Source organism: Flavobacterium gelidilacus DSM 15343 (assembly GCF_000422685.1).
Lineage (GTDB): Bacteria > Bacteroidota > Bacteroidia > Flavobacteriales > Flavobacteriaceae > Flavobacterium > Flavobacterium gelidilacus.
This window is the reverse complement of sequence record NZ_AUGN01000004.1, coordinates 83822-106730: the sequence shown is the minus strand read 5'-3', so window position 1 is coordinate 106730 and position 22909 is coordinate 83822. Positions and strand designations below refer to the sequence as shown.

The 22909-nt window shown below is 31.0% G+C and carries 21 protein-coding genes; all 21 read left to right on the top strand.

From position 1 onward, the window contains the following. Positions 1–6 precede the first annotated feature (6 nt). The 21 genes from G507_RS0103305 (at position 7) to G507_RS0103205 (ending at position 22725) form a co-directional block, all read left to right on the top strand. Positions 7–2250 carry an FUSC family protein gene (locus G507_RS0103305; protein WP_026716150.1) on the top strand — a complete coding sequence of 748 codons (2244 nt, stop codon included), beginning with the start codon at positions 7–9 and terminating at the stop codon, positions 2248–2250. A gap of 127 nt (positions 2251–2377) precedes the next feature. Next, entirely contained in the window at positions 2378–3493 is a 1116-nt protein-coding gene (locus G507_RS0103300; RefSeq protein ID WP_051191475.1) for a serine hydrolase domain-containing protein, read from the top strand. 17 nt (positions 3494–3510) lie between these two features. Further along, positions 3511–4572, top strand: coding sequence for a serine hydrolase domain-containing protein (locus G507_RS0103295; RefSeq protein ID WP_026716148.1), 1062 nt, complete (start codon positions 3511–3513; stop codon positions 4570–4572). Between the two features lie 27 nt (positions 4573–4599). Beyond that, on the top strand, positions 4600–5484 hold the full coding sequence (locus G507_RS0103290; protein WP_211218970.1) for a pepsin/retropepsin-like aspartic protease family protein: 885 nt from the start codon (positions 4600–4602) through the stop codon (positions 5482–5484). A gap of 66 nt (positions 5485–5550) precedes the next feature. Continuing rightward, positions 5551–6024 (top strand): GNAT family N-acetyltransferase, encoded by a 474-nt coding sequence (locus G507_RS0103285; RefSeq protein WP_026716146.1) that lies wholly within the window; start codon positions 5551–5553, stop codon positions 6022–6024. A 104-nt stretch (positions 6025–6128) separates the two neighbouring features. After that, the gene (locus tag G507_RS16350; protein ID WP_342662427.1) at positions 6129–6485 is read left to right on the top strand and encodes a VOC family protein; all 357 of its coding nucleotides are present in this window, start codon (positions 6129–6131) and stop codon (positions 6483–6485) included. 35 nt (positions 6486–6520) lie between these two features. Next, the gene (locus G507_RS0103275; RefSeq protein ID WP_026716145.1) at positions 6521–6925 is read left to right on the top strand and encodes an OsmC family protein; all 405 of its coding nucleotides are present in this window, start codon (positions 6521–6523) and stop codon (positions 6923–6925) included. Between the two features lie 319 nt (positions 6926–7244). Beyond that, on the top strand, positions 7245–8228 hold the full coding sequence (locus G507_RS0103270) for an NADP-dependent oxidoreductase (protein WP_026716144.1): 984 nt from the start codon (positions 7245–7247) through the stop codon (positions 8226–8228). A gap of 49 nt (positions 8229–8277) precedes the next feature. Continuing rightward, a complete protein-coding gene (locus G507_RS0103265) occupies positions 8278–8916 on the top strand; it encodes an SDR family oxidoreductase (RefSeq protein ID WP_026716143.1) in 639 nt (212 codons plus the stop codon). A 42-nt stretch (positions 8917–8958) separates the two neighbouring features. Then, entirely contained in the window at positions 8959–9207 is a 249-nt protein-coding gene (locus tag G507_RS17490; RefSeq protein WP_211218969.1) for an OsmC family protein, read from the top strand. Between the two features lie 61 nt (positions 9208–9268). Continuing rightward, entirely contained in the window at positions 9269–10165 is an 897-nt protein-coding gene (locus tag G507_RS0103255) for a 3-hydroxyacyl-CoA dehydrogenase (protein ID WP_026716141.1), read from the top strand. A 301-nt stretch (positions 10166–10466) separates the two neighbouring features. Then, positions 10467–10859, top strand: a complete 393-nt coding sequence (locus G507_RS0103250) for a hypothetical protein (RefSeq protein WP_026716140.1) — start codon at positions 10467–10469, stop codon at positions 10857–10859. Positions 10860–10875: 16 nt separating this feature from the next. Further along, positions 10876–11340, top strand: coding sequence for a PEGA domain-containing protein (locus tag G507_RS0103245; protein ID WP_026716139.1), 465 nt, complete (start codon positions 10876–10878; stop codon positions 11338–11340). A 147-nt stretch (positions 11341–11487) separates the two neighbouring features. After that, a complete protein-coding gene (locus tag G507_RS16345) occupies positions 11488–12414 on the top strand; it encodes a hypothetical protein (RefSeq protein ID WP_051191474.1) in 927 nt (308 codons plus the stop codon). Between the two features lie 292 nt (positions 12415–12706). Further along, complete coding sequence (locus G507_RS0103235) at positions 12707–14731, top strand: tetratricopeptide repeat-containing sensor histidine kinase (RefSeq protein ID WP_035665563.1); 2025 nt, start codon at positions 12707–12709, stop codon at positions 14729–14731. Between the two features lie 243 nt (positions 14732–14974). Beyond that, positions 14975–16771 carry an AMP-dependent synthetase/ligase gene (locus G507_RS0103230; RefSeq protein WP_026716137.1) on the top strand — a complete coding sequence of 599 codons (1797 nt, stop codon included), beginning with the start codon at positions 14975–14977 and terminating at the stop codon, positions 16769–16771. A gap of 144 nt (positions 16772–16915) precedes the next feature. Further along, positions 16916–17485, top strand: coding sequence for a helix-turn-helix domain-containing protein (locus G507_RS0103225; RefSeq protein ID WP_026716136.1), 570 nt, complete (start codon positions 16916–16918; stop codon positions 17483–17485). Between the two features lie 108 nt (positions 17486–17593). After that, positions 17594–19072 (top strand): serine hydrolase domain-containing protein, encoded by a 1479-nt coding sequence (locus G507_RS0103220; RefSeq protein ID WP_026716135.1) that lies wholly within the window; start codon positions 17594–17596, stop codon positions 19070–19072. A gap of 366 nt (positions 19073–19438) precedes the next feature. Next, the gene (locus G507_RS17250) at positions 19439–19729 is read left to right on the top strand and encodes a DUF2461 family protein (RefSeq protein WP_084518923.1); all 291 of its coding nucleotides are present in this window, start codon (positions 19439–19441) and stop codon (positions 19727–19729) included. 236 nt (positions 19730–19965) lie between these two features. Beyond that, positions 19966–20775, top strand: a complete 810-nt coding sequence (locus G507_RS0103210; protein ID WP_026716133.1) for an alpha/beta hydrolase — start codon at positions 19966–19968, stop codon at positions 20773–20775. Between the two features lie 378 nt (positions 20776–21153). Beyond that, positions 21154–22725: a serine hydrolase gene (locus G507_RS0103205; RefSeq protein ID WP_026716132.1), complete on the top strand. Its 1572-nt coding sequence runs from the start codon at positions 21154–21156 to the stop codon at positions 22723–22725. The last annotated feature ends 184 nt before the right edge of the window (positions 22726–22909 follow it).

The window sequence follows — 22909 nt, the reverse complement described above, 5'->3', positions numbered from 1 at the left end:
AAAGTATTGAACAAACATTTAAAAAATTTAGAATTATTCCTAAAAAGCTCCAACTTCTATAAAGGAATCAGGCTATCTTTTGCTGTAGTAACACCTTTTGTTGTGCTATCTCTTTTAGGGTATTCTCAGTTTGCTCCTGCTATTGTGGTTGGTGCGTTCTTAAATGCTCCTGGAGATATTCCTGGAAGTTTAAAACGAAAAGTCAATGCCATTTTAATTAGTATTGGGTTAACCATGTTAATTACAACCATTATACTTTTTTCGAAAACCTACTTCCCTATTCTATTGTTCTCTATGGCTATAATTTCGTTTATAGTTTCTCTAATATCCGTCTATGGTTTTAGAGCTTCATTAGTCTCTTTTTCTGGTCTATTATCCATGGTAATTGCCTTTGCCATACAAAAAGAAACTGCTCAAGAAATTCTAACACATGTTGGACTTATGGGAATTGGTGGACTTTGGTATTTACTTGTATCCTACACCTTTCAAAAATTGGCACCACAAAAAGATAAAAACCAACTCTTGTCAGACACGCTAGGTCTCATTGGTAAATATCTAAAACTAAGAGCTAAACTTTTAACCAAAAGAGAGGAACGGGAGGCACTCATGAAACAAGCCTTAGTATTACAAACCCAAATAAATGAAAAACATGAAACCTTAAGAGAAGTTCTTTTTACAGGAAGAAAACGTTCAGGACGATCGCATTACGATGAAAAAGAACTCTTAATATTTATTTCGTCTGTCAACATATTTGAGCTTGTAGAAGCCAAACATCTCGATTACCATGAAATAGACAGAATTTTTAGCGATAAAAAACACCACCTAAAAGCCTCAAAAAATCTAAATAAGGTGATGGGTAATCACCTCATAAAACTAGCTGAACTACTCATTCAAAATAATAAACTTCCCAATAAAGATAGCTTATTAAAAGCTTTATCAAATTCGAATGAAGCCATTGCAGAATATATAGAAGAAGTAAAACTTCCAAAGGCACGGGAAGGAGCATTAGTTTTAAAAAACCTATACGACTATCAAGAACTACTGCTAGAAGAAATAAGAGCTATTCGTAGAGTAATGGCTAATGTAGAAAACGCTTCTAAAGTATCATTCAAACGACAAGATGCAAGTCAATTTTTAACCCTACAAGAATATAACTTAAATGTAATCATTCAAAACCTTAGCTTTAACTCCAATCTTTTCAGACATGCTCTTCGCTTTACAGTAGCTATGTTATTTGCATTTATAGTAGGAACAATACTAGATATTCATAACACCTATTGGATTCTCTTAACCATTATTGTAATTATAAGGCCTAATTATGGACTAACCAAAGAACGTTCAAAAGATCGTATTATCGGAACATTCATTGGAGCTGCCATAGCCATTGCAATTGTATTACTAACTCAAAACACAATCGTTTACGGAGTTTTAGCCATAATATCTTTAACTTTATCCATAGCCCTAATTCAGCAAAATTATAAATCCGCTGCTGCCTTAATTACCATCAACATTGTTTTTGTTTACTCCTTAATAAATCCCAATGCTTTTGAAGTTATCCAATACAGAGTTATAGATACCATTATAGGTGCCATCATTGCTATTGTTGCTAATTATATGTTATGGCCTAGTTGGGAAGTCAACAATTTAAAAAATGTACTTGTTAACGCACTTAAAAAAAACAAAAGCTATATTTTAGCCACAAAAGACTTATACCATGAAAAAGAGAAAAATCTACTAGCTTATAAAATAGCTCGAAAAGAAGTGTTTTTAGCCATAAGCAATTTAAACGCTGCTTTTCAACGACTTACGCAAGATCCTAAATCAAAACAAAAGGAATTTGAGTTGATCTATAATCTTGTAACCTTAAACCAAACCATGGTTTCAGCCATAGCTTCTATTGGGAGTTTCATTATGAATCACAAAACTACACCAGCCTCACAAGAGTTTGATGTTTTGATTGAAAAAATTGCAAACACTTTGCAAATAGCTTCAGAACAATTAGAAGGCAAAAATCCTGAACAACAAAACGATGAAAAGACCATAAAAGAAGCAGAAGAAACACTATTAAAAACTTTTGAAGTCCTTTCCAAAAATAGAGATGAAAACATCGAAAAAGGAAATACAGAATTACATACCGATACGCTTCACCATTTACAAGAAGCCTATCTAATCTCCAACCAACTAACTTGGTTAAAATCCCTTTCCGAAAACTTAAGAAAAGCAACTGAAAGTTATAGTCAAGTAATTTAGATTACTTAATCATTTATTTTATACTTGTAGATTCACTAAAGCCATCAAATTATACTTTCATTTAAAAATAAAACTGTAACAATCTGTGAAAAAATTTGTCTAATAGATTCATCATCAATCAAATCAAATGTACAAATTAACAATCACCATGTTACTATTAGTCGTTGGCCTAACTAGTAATGCTCAAAGCACATCTTTTCAACCCGTTCAAAAACAAGATGGTTGGAAAGTCGAAAGTCAACTTTTAGGAAACGAAACCATCAAAAAAATGGACAGCCTTGTTTCAGCAAATCAATTCAAGCAGATTACTAGTATTGTAATCGCTCACAACGGAAAAGTAATCTTTGAAAACTATTACAATGAGAGTAATTCTGACACAAAACAGAATACACGTTCCGCAACAAAAACAATTACAGGAACACTTATTGGAACATTACTTCAAAATGGATCTTTAAAATCGGTTAATGAAGTCGCTTCAAAATTCTCAAAAGTCAAAGACCTACAAAATCCAGACAAACGAAAAGATAAAATCACAATTGAAGATTTACTTACCATGTCTTCCATTTTAGAATGTGACGATTGGAATGAAAACTCACGCGGACAAGAAGAACGCATGTACATCATAGAAGATTGGGTAAAATTCTACTGGGATTTGCCAATTAAAGGATTTCCTGAATGGATAAAAAAACCAAAAGATACAAAATACGGTAGAAGTTTTAGTTATTGTACTGCTGGAGTAGTTGTTTTGGGCGATGTGATAAATAACGTTACAGGTTCATTAGAAAAATATGCAGACAAAGCCCTCTTTTCAAAACTAGGAATAACAGATTATCATTGGCAAATGACACCAACAGGAATTCCAATGACTGGTGGTGGATTAGGACTAAAAAGTCGTGATTTATTAAAAATAGGTCAATTATATTTGAATAAAGGAAAATGGAATAACGAACAAATCATTTCAGAAGATTTTGTTACTGAATCAACTAAACCACATGCTGAAGTTGGAATGTTCGACTATGAATATGGCTATTTATGGTGGTTGTCTGAATTTGGAAAAGAAGAAAAGGAAAAAGCCTATTTCATGACAGGAACTGGTGGAAATAAAGTAGCTGTTTTTTCTGAATTAGATTTAGTGGTGGTTTTAACAAGCACTTATTTTAATGGAGGAATGGAATCGCACAACCAAACCGCAAAATTATTGGATGAATACATCATTCCCGAAATTAAAAAACTAGACAAATAAAATCAATCAATCAAATCATGAAAACAATCAATACTATATTAATCTTAATACTTACAACTCAATTTGCACTTGCACAATCACGAGCAACAAAAGTGGATTCTATTTGTAAAGCAATTGCACTTAAAAATCCAGATATTGTAATGAGCATCGGATTCGTTGACAACGGAAAAGAATATTTCTTCAACTACGGAAAAATAAGTCGAGAGAGCAACATAGCAGTTGACGAAAACACAGTTTATGAAATAGGTTCAGTCACCAAACTTCTAACCGGAAATTTAATAGCACAAGCAGCCAACGAAGGAAAATTAAAAACAGATGACTTTATAGACAATTACCTTCCAAAAGAATACAAACTATCAGAAGAGATTAAAGGAAAAATAAGAATTTCTGACTTAGCTTCACATCAATCTGGTTTGCCTGATTTTGACTTTAAAGAACTAATGGAATCAAATCCTAAACAACCTTTAGACATTGATATAGAAAAAGTTCATGAATTATTAAATGAAAAAACGACTTTAAAAGATTATGGTGAATATCGATATTCTAACATAAACTTTGTAATAATGGGTATGATATTAGAAAAAGTGTACGATAAAAATTATGATACAATTCTAAGAGAAAAAATACTAATTCCCCTAAAAATGAATCAAACATTAACAACAGACTTCAATTTGAAAAACAAAATTGTAGGTTATGATTTAGAAGGATTGGAACAAGAATTTTTAAACTGGAACTCAATTGTTGCATCAGCAGGATTAATAAAATCCAACACAGTTGATATGTCAAAATTCCTAAAAGCCTTATTGTCAAAAAAAGGAAAAATCGCAAAAGCAACCACAATTACCGAACAAACTTATTACAAAACAGAAGATAGAGAAATGGCTTTTGGACAACAAATAGAAAGAAATGGAACAGATAGTTTCTTCTATAAAACAGGAAACACATTAGCTTGTTCTGCAATTTTAGCTTACGACAAAAAAACCAATTGGGGAATGATAATCCTTTTAAACCAAAGTAATTCTAAATTAATAGCCGAATTAATAAACACAAGTTTTGAAGAGGTATTACTTAAAAAATAGATTACAAAAAAAATAAAATCTATATCTATGAAACAAAACTTATTGCTAGTCTTTATACTAGTTTACACAACTACTTTTGCTCAAAAATTAGAATTGAGTGACACTATTGCACTGACTATTAACGAACATAATACCATCTTTGTAAAAGCCGTTTTTAATGTAAAGGACACTTTAAACTTAAATTTTGATACTGGAACAACCGAATTAATTTTAACAAATAATGTGTTAAACAATAAACTCATATCTAAACCAGAACTCTATAGTACTTTTTATAATTTAAAAATCGGAAAAACGAATTACAAAACTAAAGTCTATGATGCCGAATTAGCCGGACACGGAACAGATGGAAGATTTGGATGGGACTTTTTTAAAGGAAAAATAGTCGAGCTAAATTACGACAAGAACGCATTAATTATTCATTCCGAATTACCTAAACACGTAGCATTAGACCGTAAATTTACAAAACTCAAAATGGAATTCTGGAAAGACTTATTTTTGATTTCTAGTGAAATTAAAGAAAATGGTGTTACAAACGAAAACCTTTTTCTTTTTGATACTGGTTTTGATAGAACTGTAATGTTGGACAATGATTTATTAAAAGAAGGCAACTTTCCAACCAACAAAATGAAAGTTATCAAAAACAAAATCATGAAAGGAGCACAAGGAAACGAAATATCCGTTATTATTTCGAATTTGAAAGTTTTAAAGATCGGAAAATATAAACTTAAAAATATCCCTGTACAAATAACAACAACTCAAAAGCCATTGAAGGATAAAAACATACATATTCTAGGAAACGAAATTTTAAAAAGATTTAATATATTCTTAGATTTTCAAAATAATATCGTCTATCTAAAACCAAATAATATGTATAACGATTTATACATAGACGAAAAAAAAAGTGATCAATAATAGCTAAGTATTTTTAGCATGAAAATAAGTTTATCATAAGTTAAAGAAATAAAACACAAAGACCTCATGAATACCGATTCTAATAAAATTGAAATCATTGCATTTAATGAAGCGTTAAAAGACTACATAAAAACATTAAATTATGAATGGTTAGAAAAATATTTTCGTGTCGAAACAGGTGATTTTATAGCACTTTCTAATCCTAAAGAACATATTATTGACAAAGGTGGATTCATCTATTTCGCCAAATTGAACAATGAAATAGTAGCAACAGTTTCACTATTAAAAAAATCAGAAACCATTTATGAAATTGGAAAAATGGCTGTAACACCCAAAGCACAAGGAAATAAAATAGGAAACCTTTTAGTAGAACACTGTCTAGAAATTGCCAAACAAAAACAATTTAAAAAACTCATACTTTACTCAAATACAAAATTAGAAGCAGCCATTAATTTGTATAGAAAACATGGGTTTGTCGAAACAACTTTAGAAGAAGGTCTTTACGAAAGAGCAAATATTAAAATGGAAAAGAAACTTTGAATTAACTAAAATATGTACCCATAAAACATCAATAAAAGTAATATCTTTTAGTATATTTAATAAAGCAAATTAACCACAAATAAAAAAACTATGAAACTAGGAGCATTCTCAATAAGTCTAGCCGTAAAAACATTCACAAGTCAAAAGAATTCTATGAAAACTTAGGTTTCAAATACAAAGGAGGAAACATCGATCAAAACTGGATTGTCCTAAAAAATGAAACAGCCGTAATCGGACTTTTTCAAGGCATGTTCACAGAAAACATCATCACATTCAATCCAGGTTGGGACAGCAACGCGCAAAATATTGAAGAATTTGATGACGTTAGAATCATTCAAAATCACCTAAAAAAATTAGGAATAGAACTAACGACTGAAGCAGATGAAAAAACAACTGGTCCTTCACACATAACCTTATCAGATCCTGACGGAAACAATATCCTTATTGACCAACACAGATAAGATATTACATACTTATATATTGAAAAAAAAGAATTATGAAATATGCCATTAAAGCAAATTCTGTTTCAAAAAACGATGCTAACTTAAGCATCAAACAATCCAAAACTAATTTTGGAACAACTCCGGAAACAGCTGATACATTACCCAATCCAGCCGAGTTGTTCTTAGGATCATTTGCAGCATGCATTCTCAAAAATGTTGAACGTTTCTCCACCTTCATGAATTTCGAATACTCAAAAGCAGAAATCACGGTGAGCGCAACACGTTTAGAGAAACCACCTAGAATGGATGAAATAAACTACGAATTATTAATATATAGCCAAGACAAAAGCTTAAATTTAGAATTGCTGAAAAAAAACATCGAAAAATTTGGAACTATATTTAATACTGTACAAGTCTCTTGCGCTATCGTTGGTAATATCAAAAAAATAAAAGAATAAATCTTCCCAAATACTAACAGGAAAAAAAGTGTGCTAAAAACAGACAAATTGAATCAAAATTAACCATTCAGATTTCCTTTAGAAAAAACCAAAAGCATTAATACAAAATCAATCTTAAGTGTAAATACTATATACTTTCAATAAGTTCATTTTATATTAATTAAATTCCTGCTTTTACCTCTACTCTATTCAAACTATTATAAAACAAAAAGTAACCATTATAATTCTATAATAATTACTAATAATCGTGTAACGCCTCAAACTAAATGTCTTTGTATATTGAAGTTCTATTATAAAACTACAAAAAAACAAAGAAACTATGAAAGCATTGCAAATAATAAAATATGGAGAAATTAAAGACAGTTTATCTATCAATGAGGTAAAAAAACCTACTTTAAAACCAAATGACATTTTAGTTGAAGTTAAAGCAGCTTCTTTAAATCCAATTGATTACAAAATGGTGGAAGGTAAATTGAAAGAGATGATTTCTTTAAATTTACCAAGTACAATAGGTTTTGATGTAAGTGGTGTGGTGGTTGACAAAAGTGCAGATGTAAACAATTTCGAAATAGGAGACGAAGTATATTCCAGGGTACCACAAGAACAAATGGGAACTGTAGCAGAATTTGTAAGTATCAAAAGTAACTTAGTTGCTAAAAAACCCTCAAATATCTCTTTCGAAGAAGCAGCCGGATTACCATTAGCAGGTCTAACAGCAATACAAGCCTTGGATCGAGTCGGTATTAAAGAGAACGATAGAATTCTTATTCATGCTGGTTCTGGTGGTGTAGGTAGTTTTGCAATTCAGTATGCAAAAGCAAAAGGAGCTATCGTTTATACTACTACCAGCAGCAAGAATGTAGACTGGGTAAAAGCTTTGGGTGCCGACAGAGTAATTGATTACAAAACGGAAGATTACAAAGAAGTTGCCCAAAATTTAGATATCGTTTTTGATACTTTGGGAGATGATTACACTTTTGATGCCTTTAAAATTATTAAAGAAGGTGGAAAAGTGACTACAATAGTAGGTCCACCTGACGAAGAAACAGCAAAACAAATGGGCATGAAAGAGTATAAGTTATCCGAAAAATTAGCTAGATTAATTAAAGAGAAAGATGCTATTTATAAACTAACCTGGATGCAACCTAACGCTGAACAACTAAAAACTATAAGTAAAATGGTTGAAAACGGAGATATCCAGCCAATAATAGATCTGATTTATCCTTTAGAAGATGGAGTCGATGCCTATTTATACTTAGCAACTGGAAAAGCCAAAGGAAAAGTAATTATTAGCATGTCCTAAACAGCTAAAATAAATAAACAAAATTATAATTTTAAAAAATACAGAAAACATGACTAACAATAAACAAAACATATTAGTAGCCGGAGCAAACGGAACAACAGGAAGAATTATTATTAACTTATTAAAAGAATCTGACAACTATAGCCCTATAGCCATGGTTAGAAAACAAGAGCAAAAAGACCGCTTTGAAAACGAAAATGTTTCAGCGGTATTAGCCGATTTAGAAAAGGATTTAAATCATGCTGTACTTAATGTGAATAAAGTAATTTTTGCTGCAGGGTCAAAAGGTAAAAATGTAATTGGAGTAGATCAAGAAGGTGCAAAAAGACTAGTTGATGCTGCTAAAAATGCTGGAGTAAGTAAGTTCGTTATGTTAAGCACAATGGGAGCTGACAATCCTTCTGTGAGTGATGAACTTGAAGACTATTTAAAAGCAAAACAAAATGCTGATGAGTACCTAAAAGTAAGTGGCTTGGATTATAGTATAGTAAGACCTGGTTCTTTAACAGATAAAGAAGGTACAGGTAAAGTTCTGCTGAAAGAAAAAATTGAAAATCACGGAAGTATTTCAAGAGCAGATGTTGCTCAAACCTTAGTTGGAGTTTTGGAAGATGATGTAAAACACAATAAGGTTTTTGAAATTCTAACGGGTGAGACTCCAATTGAAAAGGCAGTTATTCACGATTAAGTAAAAACAAATTACACTTTAAATATATCAAAGAGGAAAGTAATGTTTGAGGCAAATGAATATTATGCGAATCCAGAAATGCTTTTAGCATCAAGATATCCAGCTTGTTTTGATAGGGTTCTAAACTTAGTTGTTAAAAGGGTTAAGTCAAGAGAAACAAGTGTAAATTTAAAAATAAACATAAAACAAATCGAAAAGTTGTTTTTGATTGGTACAAAATATTCCAGAAGTAAGCCTAGAAAAAGCCCAAGATTTGACAGAAACGGCACATTAAGAGTGTCCATATTCTAAAGCAATACACGGCAATATCAAAGTTAAATTAAATGTAACAAACCAATAAAAAAATAAAATTATGAATATCAAGAAAGTAACAATAGCAGGTAGTGGTGTTTTAGGATCTCAGATTGCGTTCCAAACTGCATTTCACGGATATGATGTAATGGTTTACGACATCAGCGATGAAATATTAGAAAAATCAAAAACTGCCTTTCAAAAATTAGGTGAAGCTTTTAAAACAGATTTGAATGCTACGCAACAACAAGTAAATGAAGCAATGAAGCGTTTAAGTTTTTCTTCAGATTTGGCTTCAGCTATAGATGATGCTGATTTACTTATTGAAGCTGTTCCAGAAAAACCAGCTATAAAAATAGCTTTTTATACAAAACTTGCAGATTTGGCACCCAAAAAAACCATATTTGCAAGTAATTCATCAACAATGTTGCCTAGTCAGTTTGCTGAATCTACAGGTAGACCAGCTCAATTTGTAGCTTTGCATTTTGCTAATGAAATTTGGAAACACAATACAGCTGAAATCATGGGACATCCCGGAACAGATCCAAAAATATTTGATACCATAGTAGCGTTTGCAAAATCTATAGGAATGGTTGCCTTACCATTAAAGAAAGAACAGCCTGGCTATATAGTTAACTCATTATTAGTTCCTTTATTAAGTGCTGGACTAGACTTATTAGTAAGAGGTGTTTCAGATGTTGAAACTATCGATAAAACTTGGATAGTTGCTACAGGTGCTCCAACAGGACCATTTGGAATTTTAGATATAGTGGGCATTACAACAGCCTATAACATTAATAAAATGGAAGCAGATAAAACAGGAGATCCAGTAAAACAGCAAGTAGTTGATTACCTAAAAGAAAATTTTATTGATAAAGGAAAATTAGGTGTTGCAACTGGCGAAGGCTTTTACAAATACCCAAATCCTAGTTTCAAAGAAGCTGATTTTTTAAAATAGAATCAAGGAACTAATAGAAAATGTTAAGTATTTTTTTTTACAAAAAAAACATATCTAAATAAGACTATAAAAATATGTAAACCTAAATGGTTTAAAAGGTTTCCAGATAATATGTAAATATTATCTGGAAACCTTTTTTGTTATAGTTGAAAATCACAACCAAACCCTTTTAAATACAAAAAATATAAATTATGAGATTTTTGTAAGATTTTATGCAGTACATCAACTTTTTAATTATATTTGATAAAAAATAAACAGTTAATAGCATTCCTTTTGTTGAGAAAAACCAATAGCAAATCATATGAAAAAAATAACTAAAATTCTGATGTTAATAATAGTAATCGGAATTACAAGTTGTGGACCAAAAATCACTTCAAATTTTACGAATCCACTACCCAAATTATCAATTGATGAAAATGTCGCACTATTAGACATCGAACACAACATACCAGAAAACGTTGTAAAAGTTGGTGATTTAAGATTTCAAGACTCAATGTTAGCTACAGATTGTAGTTTTAATAGCTTAATGAATAAAGCAAGAATTGAAGCAAGAAAAAATGGAGCAAACATTGTAAAAGTAATAGAAAAGAAGAAACCCGATTTGTGGAGCACTTGCTACCGTTTAAAAATCGAACTTTATAAATATGATGGAGACGTTTCATCATTACCTCAATACACATTAAAAATTGACTAAATCTAAAACAAAAACAATGAAAACTATTATTAAAGCCACAGTACTTTCCTCAGTTATACTACTTTCAAGTTGTGCAACCATTATTTCAGGTTCAAGGCAAACTATAGAAATAACTTCAGAACCAAGTACTGCACAAGTGTTTATCAATGAAGTTCAAGTGGGACAAACACCCCTTCAAAAAACGCTAAAAAGAAACCAAGAATATCAATTAACTCTAAAACTTGACGGATACAAAACATACGAAACAAAACTTAAAAAGAAGTTTAATGCGTGGTATATCGGAAATATTCTTTTAGGTGGTTTTGTCGGGCTTATTATTGACCCAATTACTGGAGCAATGTACCAACTAAAGCCAGAACAAATTGACGGAAATTTAAAAAGTGGAACAACCTATAAAACAGAAGATGGAAACGTGTTCATAAAAATAACCATGGAAATTGATCCTACTATGGAAAAAGTTGGACAATTAGAAAAGTTATAATAAAAAACTACACAACAAACCTCATAAAACGTTACAGGCTCAACAATTCTCTAGAAAACATAAACATATTTCCAGAGAATTTTTTCATATATTTTTATTTGATCTACTACTAATTAAAGTAGTAAAACGTTGTAATAAATTTCAAGAATGAATAAACTTTTCACGCTACTACTATTATTTTTACTTATATCCTGTAAGAATGATAATTCCCAAGAACAAAAAGATAAAGACTTAAAATCGGAATATTCAGAAACCATCAAAGAGGAATACGAACTCTACAAGCCAAATGAACAAGCAAAAGCTGTTTTGATACTATTTGGTGGTTATCCAGAAAGCATTGAAGATATAAAAAGAGAGTTTAAAATACTTGAAACAACAAAAAGTAAGGATATAGCGGTCCTATTTTTAAATTATAATCAGAAACTTTGGTTAGAAGAAAACGAAAAAAACCAATTGGCAAAACAACTTCAGGAAATATTTGAAGAAAACCAATTGCCAACGAACAACATTTACATTGGTGGGTTTTCTAGTGGTGGAATTGTAAGCCTTATGATAAGTGATTACATACTAGGAATAAAACAATTCTACATCAAGCCAAAAGGCGTTTTCATTATTGATTCACCAATTGATTTAGTAGCATTGTACACTTCATCAGAAAAAAATATAGAACAAAATTTTTCAGAAGTTTCTGTGCAAGAAAGCAATTGGATAATAGAAAATTTAGGAAATGCTTTAGGTAACCCTAAAGACGACATTGAAAACTACGAAAGCAAAGCTGTATTTACTTTTAGAACGAACAATACTTCTAACTTACAACACTTAAAAAACACTAAAATCAGACTTTATACAGAACCCGATTCTCTTTGGTGGAAAAAGAACCGAATGGCAGATTATGAGCAAACAAATGCTTTCTACATAAAAAAGGTTGCAGAGCGCTTAAAGGAACAAGGTTTTAAAAAAGTTGAGTATATTCCATCAACTAATAAAGGATATAGAGCAAATGGAGATAGACATCCACACAGTTGGTCAATAGTCGATAAAAACGATTTGGTAAATTGGATCTTGACTAAATAAAACTAATTATCATACTTTAAAAACTAAAACGCTACCAAAACTTACTAAAAAAAGAACATCAAAAAATTCTAAACACCTTACAACAGTGTATAAGTCTCATTAAAAACCTTTTAACGACAATAAATTACATTTAATCGTTTAAAAATTAAATAAATACTTATATTTGAAAGCACATAAAATAGTATACATCTTAAATGAATACATTTATATTTCATAATTAAAATTTCTTTTTAAGAATATTAATTATGAATCTATAAACAACATTTATTTAAGTTAACTCGTTTTTTAAAATATGAAATATTCATTAATATTTATATTGTCACTATTTACAACTCACATATTTTCTCAAACGGAAATTGATAGTTTAGAGGCACTACTTCCTCATAAAAAAGATATTGAAAAAGTTAAAACTTTAAATAGCATAAGTTATGCTTATTGGGGTATTGCTCCAGATATAGGTATAGAATACGGAAACCAAGCCTTTGATCTTGCTACCGAACTGAAAAGTAAAGAGGATATAGGTAGAGCATTAGGAAACATAGCAATTAATCAATGGGCAAAAAGTGAATTTAACCATGCACTTGAAAACAACCACAAAGCACTATTAATTTACGAAGAGATTAATTACCTAGAAGGTATAAGCGTAATAAGCAATAATTTAGGTTCCGTTTATTTAGACCTTTTCGATTATGAAAATGCCTTAAAATATGATTTCAAAGCACTAAAAATAGCTCAAGAACATGATTTTAAAGATATTTATATACTTACTTTAAGCAACATCAGTTCCATTTATTTGGAACAGAAAAATTATGCTAAAGCACAAGAATACATTAAAGAAGCTATTGAAGTATCCGAAAAAGAAAATATCAAAGTTAATACAGCTTCTCAACACACTACCCTAGGCGAAATATACAAACTAAAAGAGGACTACAATAAAGCATTAGCATCGTACAAAAAAGCCCTAAACATTTACAAGAAAAATGAAAACAATTACGGAATAGCCATAAGTTTATACAATATAGGCGACACAGAATACCTTCTTGAAAACTACAACAGTGCCTCAAAATACTTTAAAGAATCACTAACCTTAAGTAAAAAAATTAACGACCAACTTGGAGTTTTATTAGCTAACAAAGGAATCGGACAAGTATACAAAGAACAACAAAAATACAACGAAGCCTTAATGCATTATGACATTTCACTTCAATTATCTAATAAATTAAAAGCAAAAAAAGACAAACTAGACATTTATAAAAACTACTCAGAACTTTACAAGGCTATGGGCAGTTATGAAAAAGCATTAGAATATTTAGAAAAACACAATCAACTAAGAGATAGCATTCATAACGAAGAAAGTTCCGATCAAATTGCAGAAATGCAAACAAAATACGGAACCGAAAAAAAAGAAAAAGAAAACGAATTATTAAGAAAAAATAACCAAATTCAAGAATTAGCAATTGCCAAACAAACCAACATAAGAAACTCTTTTATTGCCCTAACTCTTTTAGTTATTCTATTGATTATAATACTTTACAGCAGATTTTCAATTAAGAAAAAAGCAAACAAACAACTCGTTCTTAACAACGAAATCATTTCTAAACAAAGAGACGAACTAAAACAAATAAACTCAACCAAAGACAAATTCTTCAGCATTATTTCCCACGACCTTAGAGGTCCATTCGGAAACATTGTAAGCTTCACCAATCTTCTAGCAGAAGACTACGATAGTTTTAAGGATCAAGAAAAAAAAGAAATCATAGGTCAATTAAATAATTCCGCAAAAACAACTTTTGAATTGTTAGCCAACTTATTAACCTGGTCACAAACACAAACCGGACAAATAGACATCAATAAAGAAAACCTAAACTTAAAAAACCTAATAGACACTAGTTGTGCTGCCTATGTATGTGTTGCAGCACAAAAAAAGATTGACATAACGTGCAAAGTTCCAAAAGAAACCAACGTCTATGTAGATAAAAATACTGCATCAGTCATAATTTCAAACCTAATTAATAATGCCATAAAATTCACTCCCGAAAAAGGAACAATAACCGTAGATTTTAAGGAAAATATAGAAACCTCAGAACTACACATTATCGATTCTGGAGTAGGAATGTCAAAAGAAACCATCTCAAAACTATTTAAAATAGAAGAACACGTATCCACCAAAGGAACCAACAACGAAGACGGAACAGGACTAGGTCTAGTCCTAAGCAAAGAGTTTATACTTAAAAACGGTGGAAACATCTCAGTAACAAGCGAACCCGGAAAAGGAAGTCATTTCATAATCTCCTTTCCCAAAGAAAAAAATGCTTAAATTCTATTTGCATAATAAAGAATAAAAAATACTTTTTACTGAAAACCACAAATACACAAACAAGTACTTGTGGTTTTTTCATGCATACAATTAAGGAAAAATAAATCCTTATCCTGAAATTTTAACTTAATTCAAACCAATCAAAAAACAACTACAACAACAATAAATGAACAATTAGTTGTAAATTTGAATGTCCTATTATAAGACAAAGTTCCCCTAATAATTTCAAACAAAACCAGTGTGATGAAATACAAACACTTAGTACACGAGATAAAAGAAAACAGCCAGCATTTTAACACCAAAAATGCCATCTACTATAAAAATAATGAGCTTAAAAAATGGGAAGGCATTTCTTGGCTAGACTTTAATTCTCAAATAGAAAAAATAGCAAAAGCATTGTTAAACTACGGAATAACAGTACAACAAAACATCGCAATTTTTTCTGAAAACAAACCCAATTGGATCATTGCCGATTGCGCAATCATGCGAGTTAGAGCCGTAACAGTTCCCATTTATGCTACAAACTCAAAGAAAGAAGTCGAATATGTTATAAACGATGCCGAAGTAAGTTTACTATTCGTAGGCGATCAAAACGAATACGACAAAGCGCACGAACTGCTAGAAACTTCCAAGTATTTAAAACTAATTGTAGCCTTAACCAAAACTATCAAACTTCATCCTTCAAATAACTCAATTTATTTAGAAGATTTTACATCATTTGAACCTACAAAACAGATTGAAACAGAACTTCAAAAAAGATACGACGAATGTAATTACGATGACATAGCAAGCATCATTTACACTTCTGGCACAACAGGAGAACCCAAAGGTGTTATCTTAGATTACAATAATTTTGGAGCATCATTAGTGGCACATGATTACGAATTAGAAGTTTCCGACAAAGACATCACACTAAGTTTTCTACCTTTAAGCCACATTTACGAACGCAGTTGGGTATTCTTCTGCCTAAAAAAAGGAATGGAAGTCTATTTAAACCAAGACCCAAAAAAAATTGCAGAAGTTTTAAAAGAAGTAAAACCAACCGTAATGTGCACGGTTCCAAGAATATTTGAAAAAATATTTGCAGCTATCCAAAGTAAAAGAAAAGAAGCTTCCCCTACAAAAATGAAACTCGCAAGTTGGGCTTTAGGAATAGGTAATAACTATTACAACAAACACCAAAGATTAGGCATAAAAGTACCCGCAATTTTAAACCTAAAATTCAAAATAGCAGACAAATTAGTCTTGAGTAAATTACGCGAACTATTTGGTGGTCGCATAAAATTCATGCCTTGCGGAGGTGCACCTTTAGCCGCAGACATGGTTTCCTTTTTTCATTCCTTCGGACTCAACATTAAATGCGGCTATGGCTTAACCGAAACCACAGCCACAGCGACTCTTTTTGGAGATACACATTTCGAATTCAATTCGGCCGGAAAACCCATCGAAGGAACACAAATTAAAATTGGCGAAAACGACGAAATTTTAGTAAAAGGACCTGGTGTAATGAAAGGCTACTACAAAAAACCAGAAGCAACGGCAGAAGTATTCGAAAACGGTTGGTTTAAAACAGGAGATGCAGGAAGAATAGACCAAAAAGGAAACTTAATAATCACAGACCGAATTAAAGACCTAATGAAAACTTCGGGTGGAAAATACATTGCTCCTCAAAAACTAGAAACAGCACTTATTAACGATTCGTTTATAGAACAAATTGCAGTTATTGGAGACCAACAAAAATACGTAACCGCATTAGCAGTACCAAGTTTCGAAAACTTAAAGAAATACGCACTAGAACACAAAATAAAGTTTAAAAATATAGAAGATTTAATTACAAACAACCAAATCATAGCCCTTTTCGAAAAACGAATTGAAGAAATGCAAAAAGAATTTTCTAGTTTTGAAAAAATAAAAAAAATCACCTTATTACCTAAAGAATTTAGCATAGAAGCTGGAGAAATAACAGCAACCCTAAAACTAAAACGAAAAGTAATCGAAAAAAAATACAAAGAACTTATTGATAAAATGTACAAAGAGTAAGTACTTTTTTTGAATAGATATACACTGGTAGGATTTATTTCCACTTAAAATAACTAAAATAGAACATATCACAACCAAAAAAAAACTGCCATAATTTTTCTATGTATTTGATAGACCAATAAACGACAAATTTAAACCTACAGAATGTCCAAAGTAAAGACCATAAGAGAATTACAAAATCTAACTCAGGAAGAATTATCAAAAAATTCAGGAATCTCAGTAAGAACAATTCAACGAATTGAAACAGGCATAGAACCCAAAGGACATACGAGAAGAGCTATAGCAAAAGCACTAGATGTGAAGGAAAATCAATTGCTCAACAATAAATCAAATCCTAAAACTAATAGTCTCAATAACAAAATTGAACCTACAGATGTTGAAGTAATCAACTATGCTGCACTGAAGCTAATTAATCTTTCATCAATTCTATTCATTATAATTCCTCCTCTTAATATTCTCGCTCCACTTCTACTTATGGTTGTAATGAAACAAAAAAACAAACTAACCAATCAACTTATTTCCGTTCAAATGCTTTGGACAATTAGTGGACCAATTGTTTTTTTGTTAGGTATATTCTTAAAACTTGGAAATAAGTTTACAATAGCACTCATACTACTAATTGTGCTATCTAATGTATTCATTATACTGCGAAATGCATACGAAATAGACAAAAACAAGAAACTATACTTCAAGCTCAATTTCAACATGATATAATAATTGACAGGCTTTTGTCGGGTTATTGTCGTGCAGATTTTTAGCAGAATAAAAATGATTTTCCAAGCTTTGTAAAAAAATAATTAGCACAGCAAAACGAAATTTATTATGATAAAAAAAAGTATCTTATACCTTATAACAGCAATCGCATTTGCAGGAAATAGCATAGCACAAGCAGACAAAAATTCAGAACTCTATAAAACAATCCTCTCAAAAGACAGTTTACTTTTCGAGGTTGGTTTTAATACATGCGACATTAAACAATTCGAAAACCTATTAAGCAGTAATCTAAAATTCTATCATGATATAGACGGAATCTCAGATAAAACAAAATTCCTTTTTGACTTAAAAAATGGTCTTTGCAAAAATCCAGAAAAACGGCAAGTAAAAAGATTTTTAGTAAAAGAAAGCACTCAAATTTTTCCACTTTATAAAAATGGAATACTTTATGGAGCAGTTCAAAACGGAGAACACATGTTTTTAGAAGAAAGAGAAACTCAAGCTGGAATTGCAAAATTCACAAATGTTTGGCAATTAGAAAAAGGAAAATGGAAATTGACAACTTCATTTAGTTTTGACCATAAAGTCTATGAAAATCAAACGACAGAAAAATCATTTTTTGATAACGATGCCGAAATTGAAAAATGGTTGAAAGAAAATAAAGTACCAACACTCGGACTTGGTATAATTGAAAATGGAAAACTAAAACAAATAAAAGTCTTTGGAGAAATCTCTAAAGGAATTGCTGCACCTTACAACACCATTTTCAATGTAGCCTCATTAACAAAACCAGTCACAACAATGGTAGCCTTAAAATTGATTAGTGCAAACAAATGGGATTTAGACGAACCTCTTTATAATTACTACACAGACCCAGATATTACCAACGACCCAAGAAATAAAAAAATAACAACACGAATTATTTTAAGCCATCAAACAGGTTTTCCCAATTGGAGGTATTTAAACAAAGACAAAAAATTAAACTTTCAATTCGAACCTGGTACACAATACCAATATTCCGGAGAAGGAATGGAATATCTACGAAAAGCTTTAGAAAATAAATTTCATAAATCTCTAGAACAATTAGCAGACGAACTCATTTTTCAACCCCTAAAAATGAAAGACACCCAATTCATTTATGATAAAAATGTAGACGAAACAAGATTAGCAATTGGATACGACAAAGATGGAAACCCATACGAACCACAAAAAAACAATACAGCAAATGCAGCAGATGATCTATTGACAACAATAGAAGATTATGGCAAATTCCTAGTTAGCATAATGAATGAAGAAGGACTTTCAAACGAAATTGCAGAAGAAATGAAAACGAATCAAGTTGCTATCGGCAAAGGCAAACATTTCGGACTAGGATTTGAAATTTACCCTTTAGATAACAACGAAATTGCCTTATCACATGGTGGTTCAGATAAAGGGGTAAATACCATCGTATTTATGGTACCAAAAACGAAACAAGGCCTTTTACTATTTACTAATTCAGATACAGGAACAAGTGTTTACGAAAGCTTAATAAAACAATATTTAGGCGAAAAAGGACAAAAAATAATAGACATAGAAACAAAATAATAAAAACAACCCCTTTTTCCCTATCTCGCAATATGCTTTTCTACCTTCTTTCTTCAAACATTAATAAAATAATTTAATAGCGTTTATAACATTTTAAGCAACGTAATAGTATTTTAGTTATATTTGAGAGAACAAAAAATAAAGCCTTTATCATAAAAACTAAAATAAATTGTATCAGTAGCTATACCTTAATGATACATATTTAACCGCTAGCAACAAGACTAAAAAAATCCAAATAAAAACAAAATTATCTAAATTAAGAATGATAGAGAATAAGACACTAAATTTTCTAAAAAAATTAAATTCTAATAATTGTTTTGTAGGTGGTGGTGTATACAATCCACAACCTAATGAACTAAAAAAAAAATTCGTAATAAAATAAATAATTCTTTTGGTGAGTGGCATAAAATAATTTCAAATCAAGCGTTTGAAAAAAGATTTCCTAGTGGAATTCATAATTCAGGAATGCTATTAAGAAGTCCTAAAGAATTTGATGATGATAATCCAGCCATTGAATTTTTAAAGATGAAAGGATTTTATACTCAAGAAAGTATATCAGATAAGGAAATGCAATCGAATTTAGTTTTGGAAAAAATCATAGATTATTTTAAATATGTAACACCATTAGTTGACTATTTAAACGATGCAATTGAATAATAAATAAAGTCAAACTAGAAAAAAGGCATGTATTCAAAGATCAAATTGAGCAAGAATTAAAAAAGATAAAACTACAATTAATAACTAACGTCAACACCGAATACATTTTAGTAATATTCATAGCCTACAAATAAAAATCTTCCTAATTTTATAAATCAGTGTTCCCAAAACAACACTAAAAATCCTCAAAACCCGCTTTAAAACCACAAACCATACAACATAAAACACACAAAAGAATGAAAAAAACAATCCTGTTACTATTCTTAGCTTCAATAGCCTTCAACTGCAAACAAGCCACTATAACCTACAACGACCCAATTCCAAAGCACGACAGTTTAAAAATTACTTCAAAAGTGCTAAATGAAGACAGAACAATCAACATTTGGACACCACCAAACTACGAAAAATCAAACGACAGCTTACCAGTGCTATACATGCCAGATGGGGGAATCAAAGAAGACTTTCCACACATGGCCAATACATTAAGTGAACTAATCGCAGCTAACAAAATCCCTCCCTACATACTAGTTGGTATAGAAAACACAGACCGAAGAAAAGACCTTACCGGACCTTCAAAAGTAGCCTACGATTTAGAATACATAAAAAATCCAGGAGGTTCAAATAACTTTAGAAGCTTCATCAAAAACGAATTGATACCTACCATAAATAAAAACTACAGAACCAACGCTAAAAAAGCTATCATCGGAGAATCTTTAGCAGGTCTTTTTGTAGCAGAAACATTTATACTAAACCCAAAATTGTTTGACAATTACATAGCCATAGATCCCTCTTTGTGGTTCAATGAACAATATTTAGTTAAGAATTTTGAATCCTTAACCAAAAACAACGACTACACAAACAAAAAGCTTTGGTTTGCGGGATCAGATGCCGAGGATATATTTAAATACACTAAACAGCTAGAAGAAAAACTAAAAAAACAAAAACCATCCTTCACTTGGAACTACTCAGATGAACCAACAGAACAACACAACACTATCTTTAGAGCCACAAAAGAAAAAGCATTAATCTGGACATTAAACAATTAAAAAAAAATAAAAATTCCTCTAATTTTATAAATCTATGTTCCAAAACCCTATGAAACCTATCCAAAGCAAAGCACCCATACCTTCAAAGAAAAATCTATGTGCCTGTTTGATTAAAAACTACCTATAAACCAAAAGAAATCTACAAAAACTAGCGTTTGACAAAGTCAATGCGGATAATCAGCAGTCAAAACACAAACCTTTTTATCTTCATAACCTTTTTACAAGTAAACAGTTAAACCATTAAAAACTGTAATTAATAGACTTTTGTGAGATTTTAAACAACTTATAAAGTTTATACTTATATTTGACATAAGAAGTTATAATAGAGCATTTTGTGATGAATACCAACCACTTAAATGCAAATAAAATAAAACACTCATGAGAAAAATTACTTACAAACTATTAACAAGTCTTCTTTTTACTTTATGCATAACTAATGTTTGTCATAGCCAATACACTACCAAGCAAGTAGATTCTATCATGGCTTATGCTATGGAAAAATTTAATGTGGCCGGAGTAGCAATAGCTATAGTAAAAGACGGAAAAATAATCCATTCAAAAGGCTACGGAGTTAAATCAGCTGTCACAAAAAGTCCCGTAAACCAACACACCAATTTTGCAATTGCATCTAACAGTAAAGCTTTCACCACGGCAGCACTAGCAATTCTAGTCGAAGAAGGTAAAATAACATGGCAAGACAAGGTTAAAGATCATATTCCTGAATTCAAGATGTACAATCCTTATGTAACTGAAAACTTTAATATTCAAGATCTATTAACGCACCGAAGTGGTCTTGGATTAGGAGTTGGAGACCTCATGTTTTTTCCCGACGGTTCAGACTTTACAATCGATGATTTATTAGCAAGTTTTCAGCATTTTAAACCTGTATCTGCTTTCAGAACCCAATTTGATTATGACAACTTATTGTATTTAGTCGCTGGTGAAGTTATTAAGCGAACCTCAGGCATGTCATGGGAAGACTTTATTTCAAAAAGAATTTTCCAACCGCTTAAGATGGATAATTCTTTTGCAGCTTTAGATAGAGTAAAAGATAAAAGCAACTTGGCGAAACCTCATGATTCAAATTCAGGGACTTTAAAAGTACTACCCGATTTTAAAGAAATGATAAACGGTGCAGCCGGTGGAATTTATTCAAATGTAGATGATATTTCTAAATGGATGCTTATGCATTTAAACAACGGAAAGTATGATGATGAGCTAAAAAAACAACTATTTACAAAAGAATCACAACATGAAATGTGGAAAATACATACCGTAACGGAAGCAAATAGAAATCCACGTTATAACTCCCATTTTTCAGGGTATGGTTTAGGATGGGATTTATCGGATATTAAAGGAAATATGAGCGTTTCACATACAGGTGGACTGCCAGGAATGTTATCCAAAACAATTATGATTCCAGACATTAATTTAGGGGTTGTCATTTTAACAAATACAAGTGATGACGGTGCCGGTATTTTCTTGGCCGTTTCAAATACAATTGTAGATAGTTATTTGGGGCTAGATAATTTTGGATGGATAGATAAATATGCAAGCTATTTTAAAAACAGAAAAGAAGAAGGAGATGCTGTTACTAAAACAGTTTGGGAAACAGTTAAAAATGCTGATCACTCACAACTAAAACTGGAGGATTACATTGGTATTTATAAAGATGCTTGGTTTGGCAATGTAGAAGTTTTTATGAAAGGAGATAAATTATGGATGAAGGCACATAAATCACCAAAACTTAATGGAGAAATGTTTTTTTATAAAGCCAATACTTTTGCCATTAAATGGGAATACCAAGACATGAATGCAGATGCTTTTGCTATGTTTTCGTTAGATGAAAATGGAAAAGCACAAAGCATAAAAATGAAAGGAATATCGCCTAATATAGATTTTAGTTTTGATTTCCATGATTTAGATTTAAATAGAGTTGACAAGAAGTAATTACTTGGTCCTACCCTACTTATAAAAATTTCTCAAATTTCATAAATCCGCGTTCCAAAAAAACATTAACAAATAAAATCCGCGCAAATCAGCGTTTGACGAAGTCAATCCGTCTAATCCGCGTTCCAAAAACACAACACCTCTTAACCTTTTATCCTCATAACCTTCTAACCCATTCCTCCAA

What these genes read in the sequence shown, in the direction of transcription:
- G507_RS0103300 (WP_051191475.1), top strand. Translation starts at nt 2,378, where the DNA reads ATGTACAAATTAACAATCACCATGTTACTATTAGTCGTTGGCCTAACT.
- G507_RS0103295 (WP_026716148.1), top strand. Translation starts at nt 3,511, where the DNA reads ATGAAAACAATCAATACTATATTAATCTTAATACTTACAACTCAATTT.
- G507_RS0103290 (WP_211218970.1), top strand. Translation starts at nt 4,600, where the DNA reads ATGAAACAAAACTTATTGCTAGTCTTTATACTAGTTTACACAACTACT.
- G507_RS0103285 (WP_026716146.1), top strand. Translation starts at nt 5,551, where the DNA reads ATGAATACCGATTCTAATAAAATTGAAATCATTGCATTTAATGAAGCG.
- G507_RS0103275 (WP_026716145.1), top strand. Translation starts at nt 6,521, where the DNA reads ATGAAATATGCCATTAAAGCAAATTCTGTTTCAAAAAACGATGCTAAC.
- G507_RS0103270 (WP_026716144.1), top strand. Translation starts at nt 7,245, where the DNA reads ATGAAAGCATTGCAAATAATAAAATATGGAGAAATTAAAGACAGTTTA.
- G507_RS0103265 (WP_026716143.1), top strand. Translation starts at nt 8,278, where the DNA reads ATGACTAACAATAAACAAAACATATTAGTAGCCGGAGCAAACGGAACA.
- G507_RS17490 (WP_211218969.1), top strand. Translation starts at nt 8,959, where the DNA reads ATGTTTGAGGCAAATGAATATTATGCGAATCCAGAAATGCTTTTAGCA.
- G507_RS0103255 (WP_026716141.1), top strand. Translation starts at nt 9,269, where the DNA reads ATGAATATCAAGAAAGTAACAATAGCAGGTAGTGGTGTTTTAGGATCT.
- G507_RS0103250 (WP_026716140.1), top strand. Translation starts at nt 10,467, where the DNA reads ATGAAAAAAATAACTAAAATTCTGATGTTAATAATAGTAATCGGAATT.
- G507_RS0103245 (WP_026716139.1), top strand. Translation starts at nt 10,876, where the DNA reads ATGAAAACTATTATTAAAGCCACAGTACTTTCCTCAGTTATACTACTT.
- G507_RS16345 (WP_051191474.1), top strand. Translation starts at nt 11,488, where the DNA reads ATGAATAAACTTTTCACGCTACTACTATTATTTTTACTTATATCCTGT.
- G507_RS0103235 (WP_035665563.1), top strand. Translation starts at nt 12,707, where the DNA reads ATGAAATATTCATTAATATTTATATTGTCACTATTTACAACTCACATA.
- G507_RS0103230 (WP_026716137.1), top strand. Translation starts at nt 14,975, where the DNA reads ATGAAATACAAACACTTAGTACACGAGATAAAAGAAAACAGCCAGCAT.
- G507_RS0103225 (WP_026716136.1), top strand. Translation starts at nt 16,916, where the DNA reads ATGTCCAAAGTAAAGACCATAAGAGAATTACAAAATCTAACTCAGGAA.
- G507_RS0103220 (WP_026716135.1), top strand. Translation starts at nt 17,594, where the DNA reads ATGATAAAAAAAAGTATCTTATACCTTATAACAGCAATCGCATTTGCA.
- G507_RS0103210 (WP_026716133.1), top strand. Translation starts at nt 19,966, where the DNA reads ATGAAAAAAACAATCCTGTTACTATTCTTAGCTTCAATAGCCTTCAAC.
- G507_RS0103205 (WP_026716132.1), top strand. Translation starts at nt 21,154, where the DNA reads ATGAGAAAAATTACTTACAAACTATTAACAAGTCTTCTTTTTACTTTA.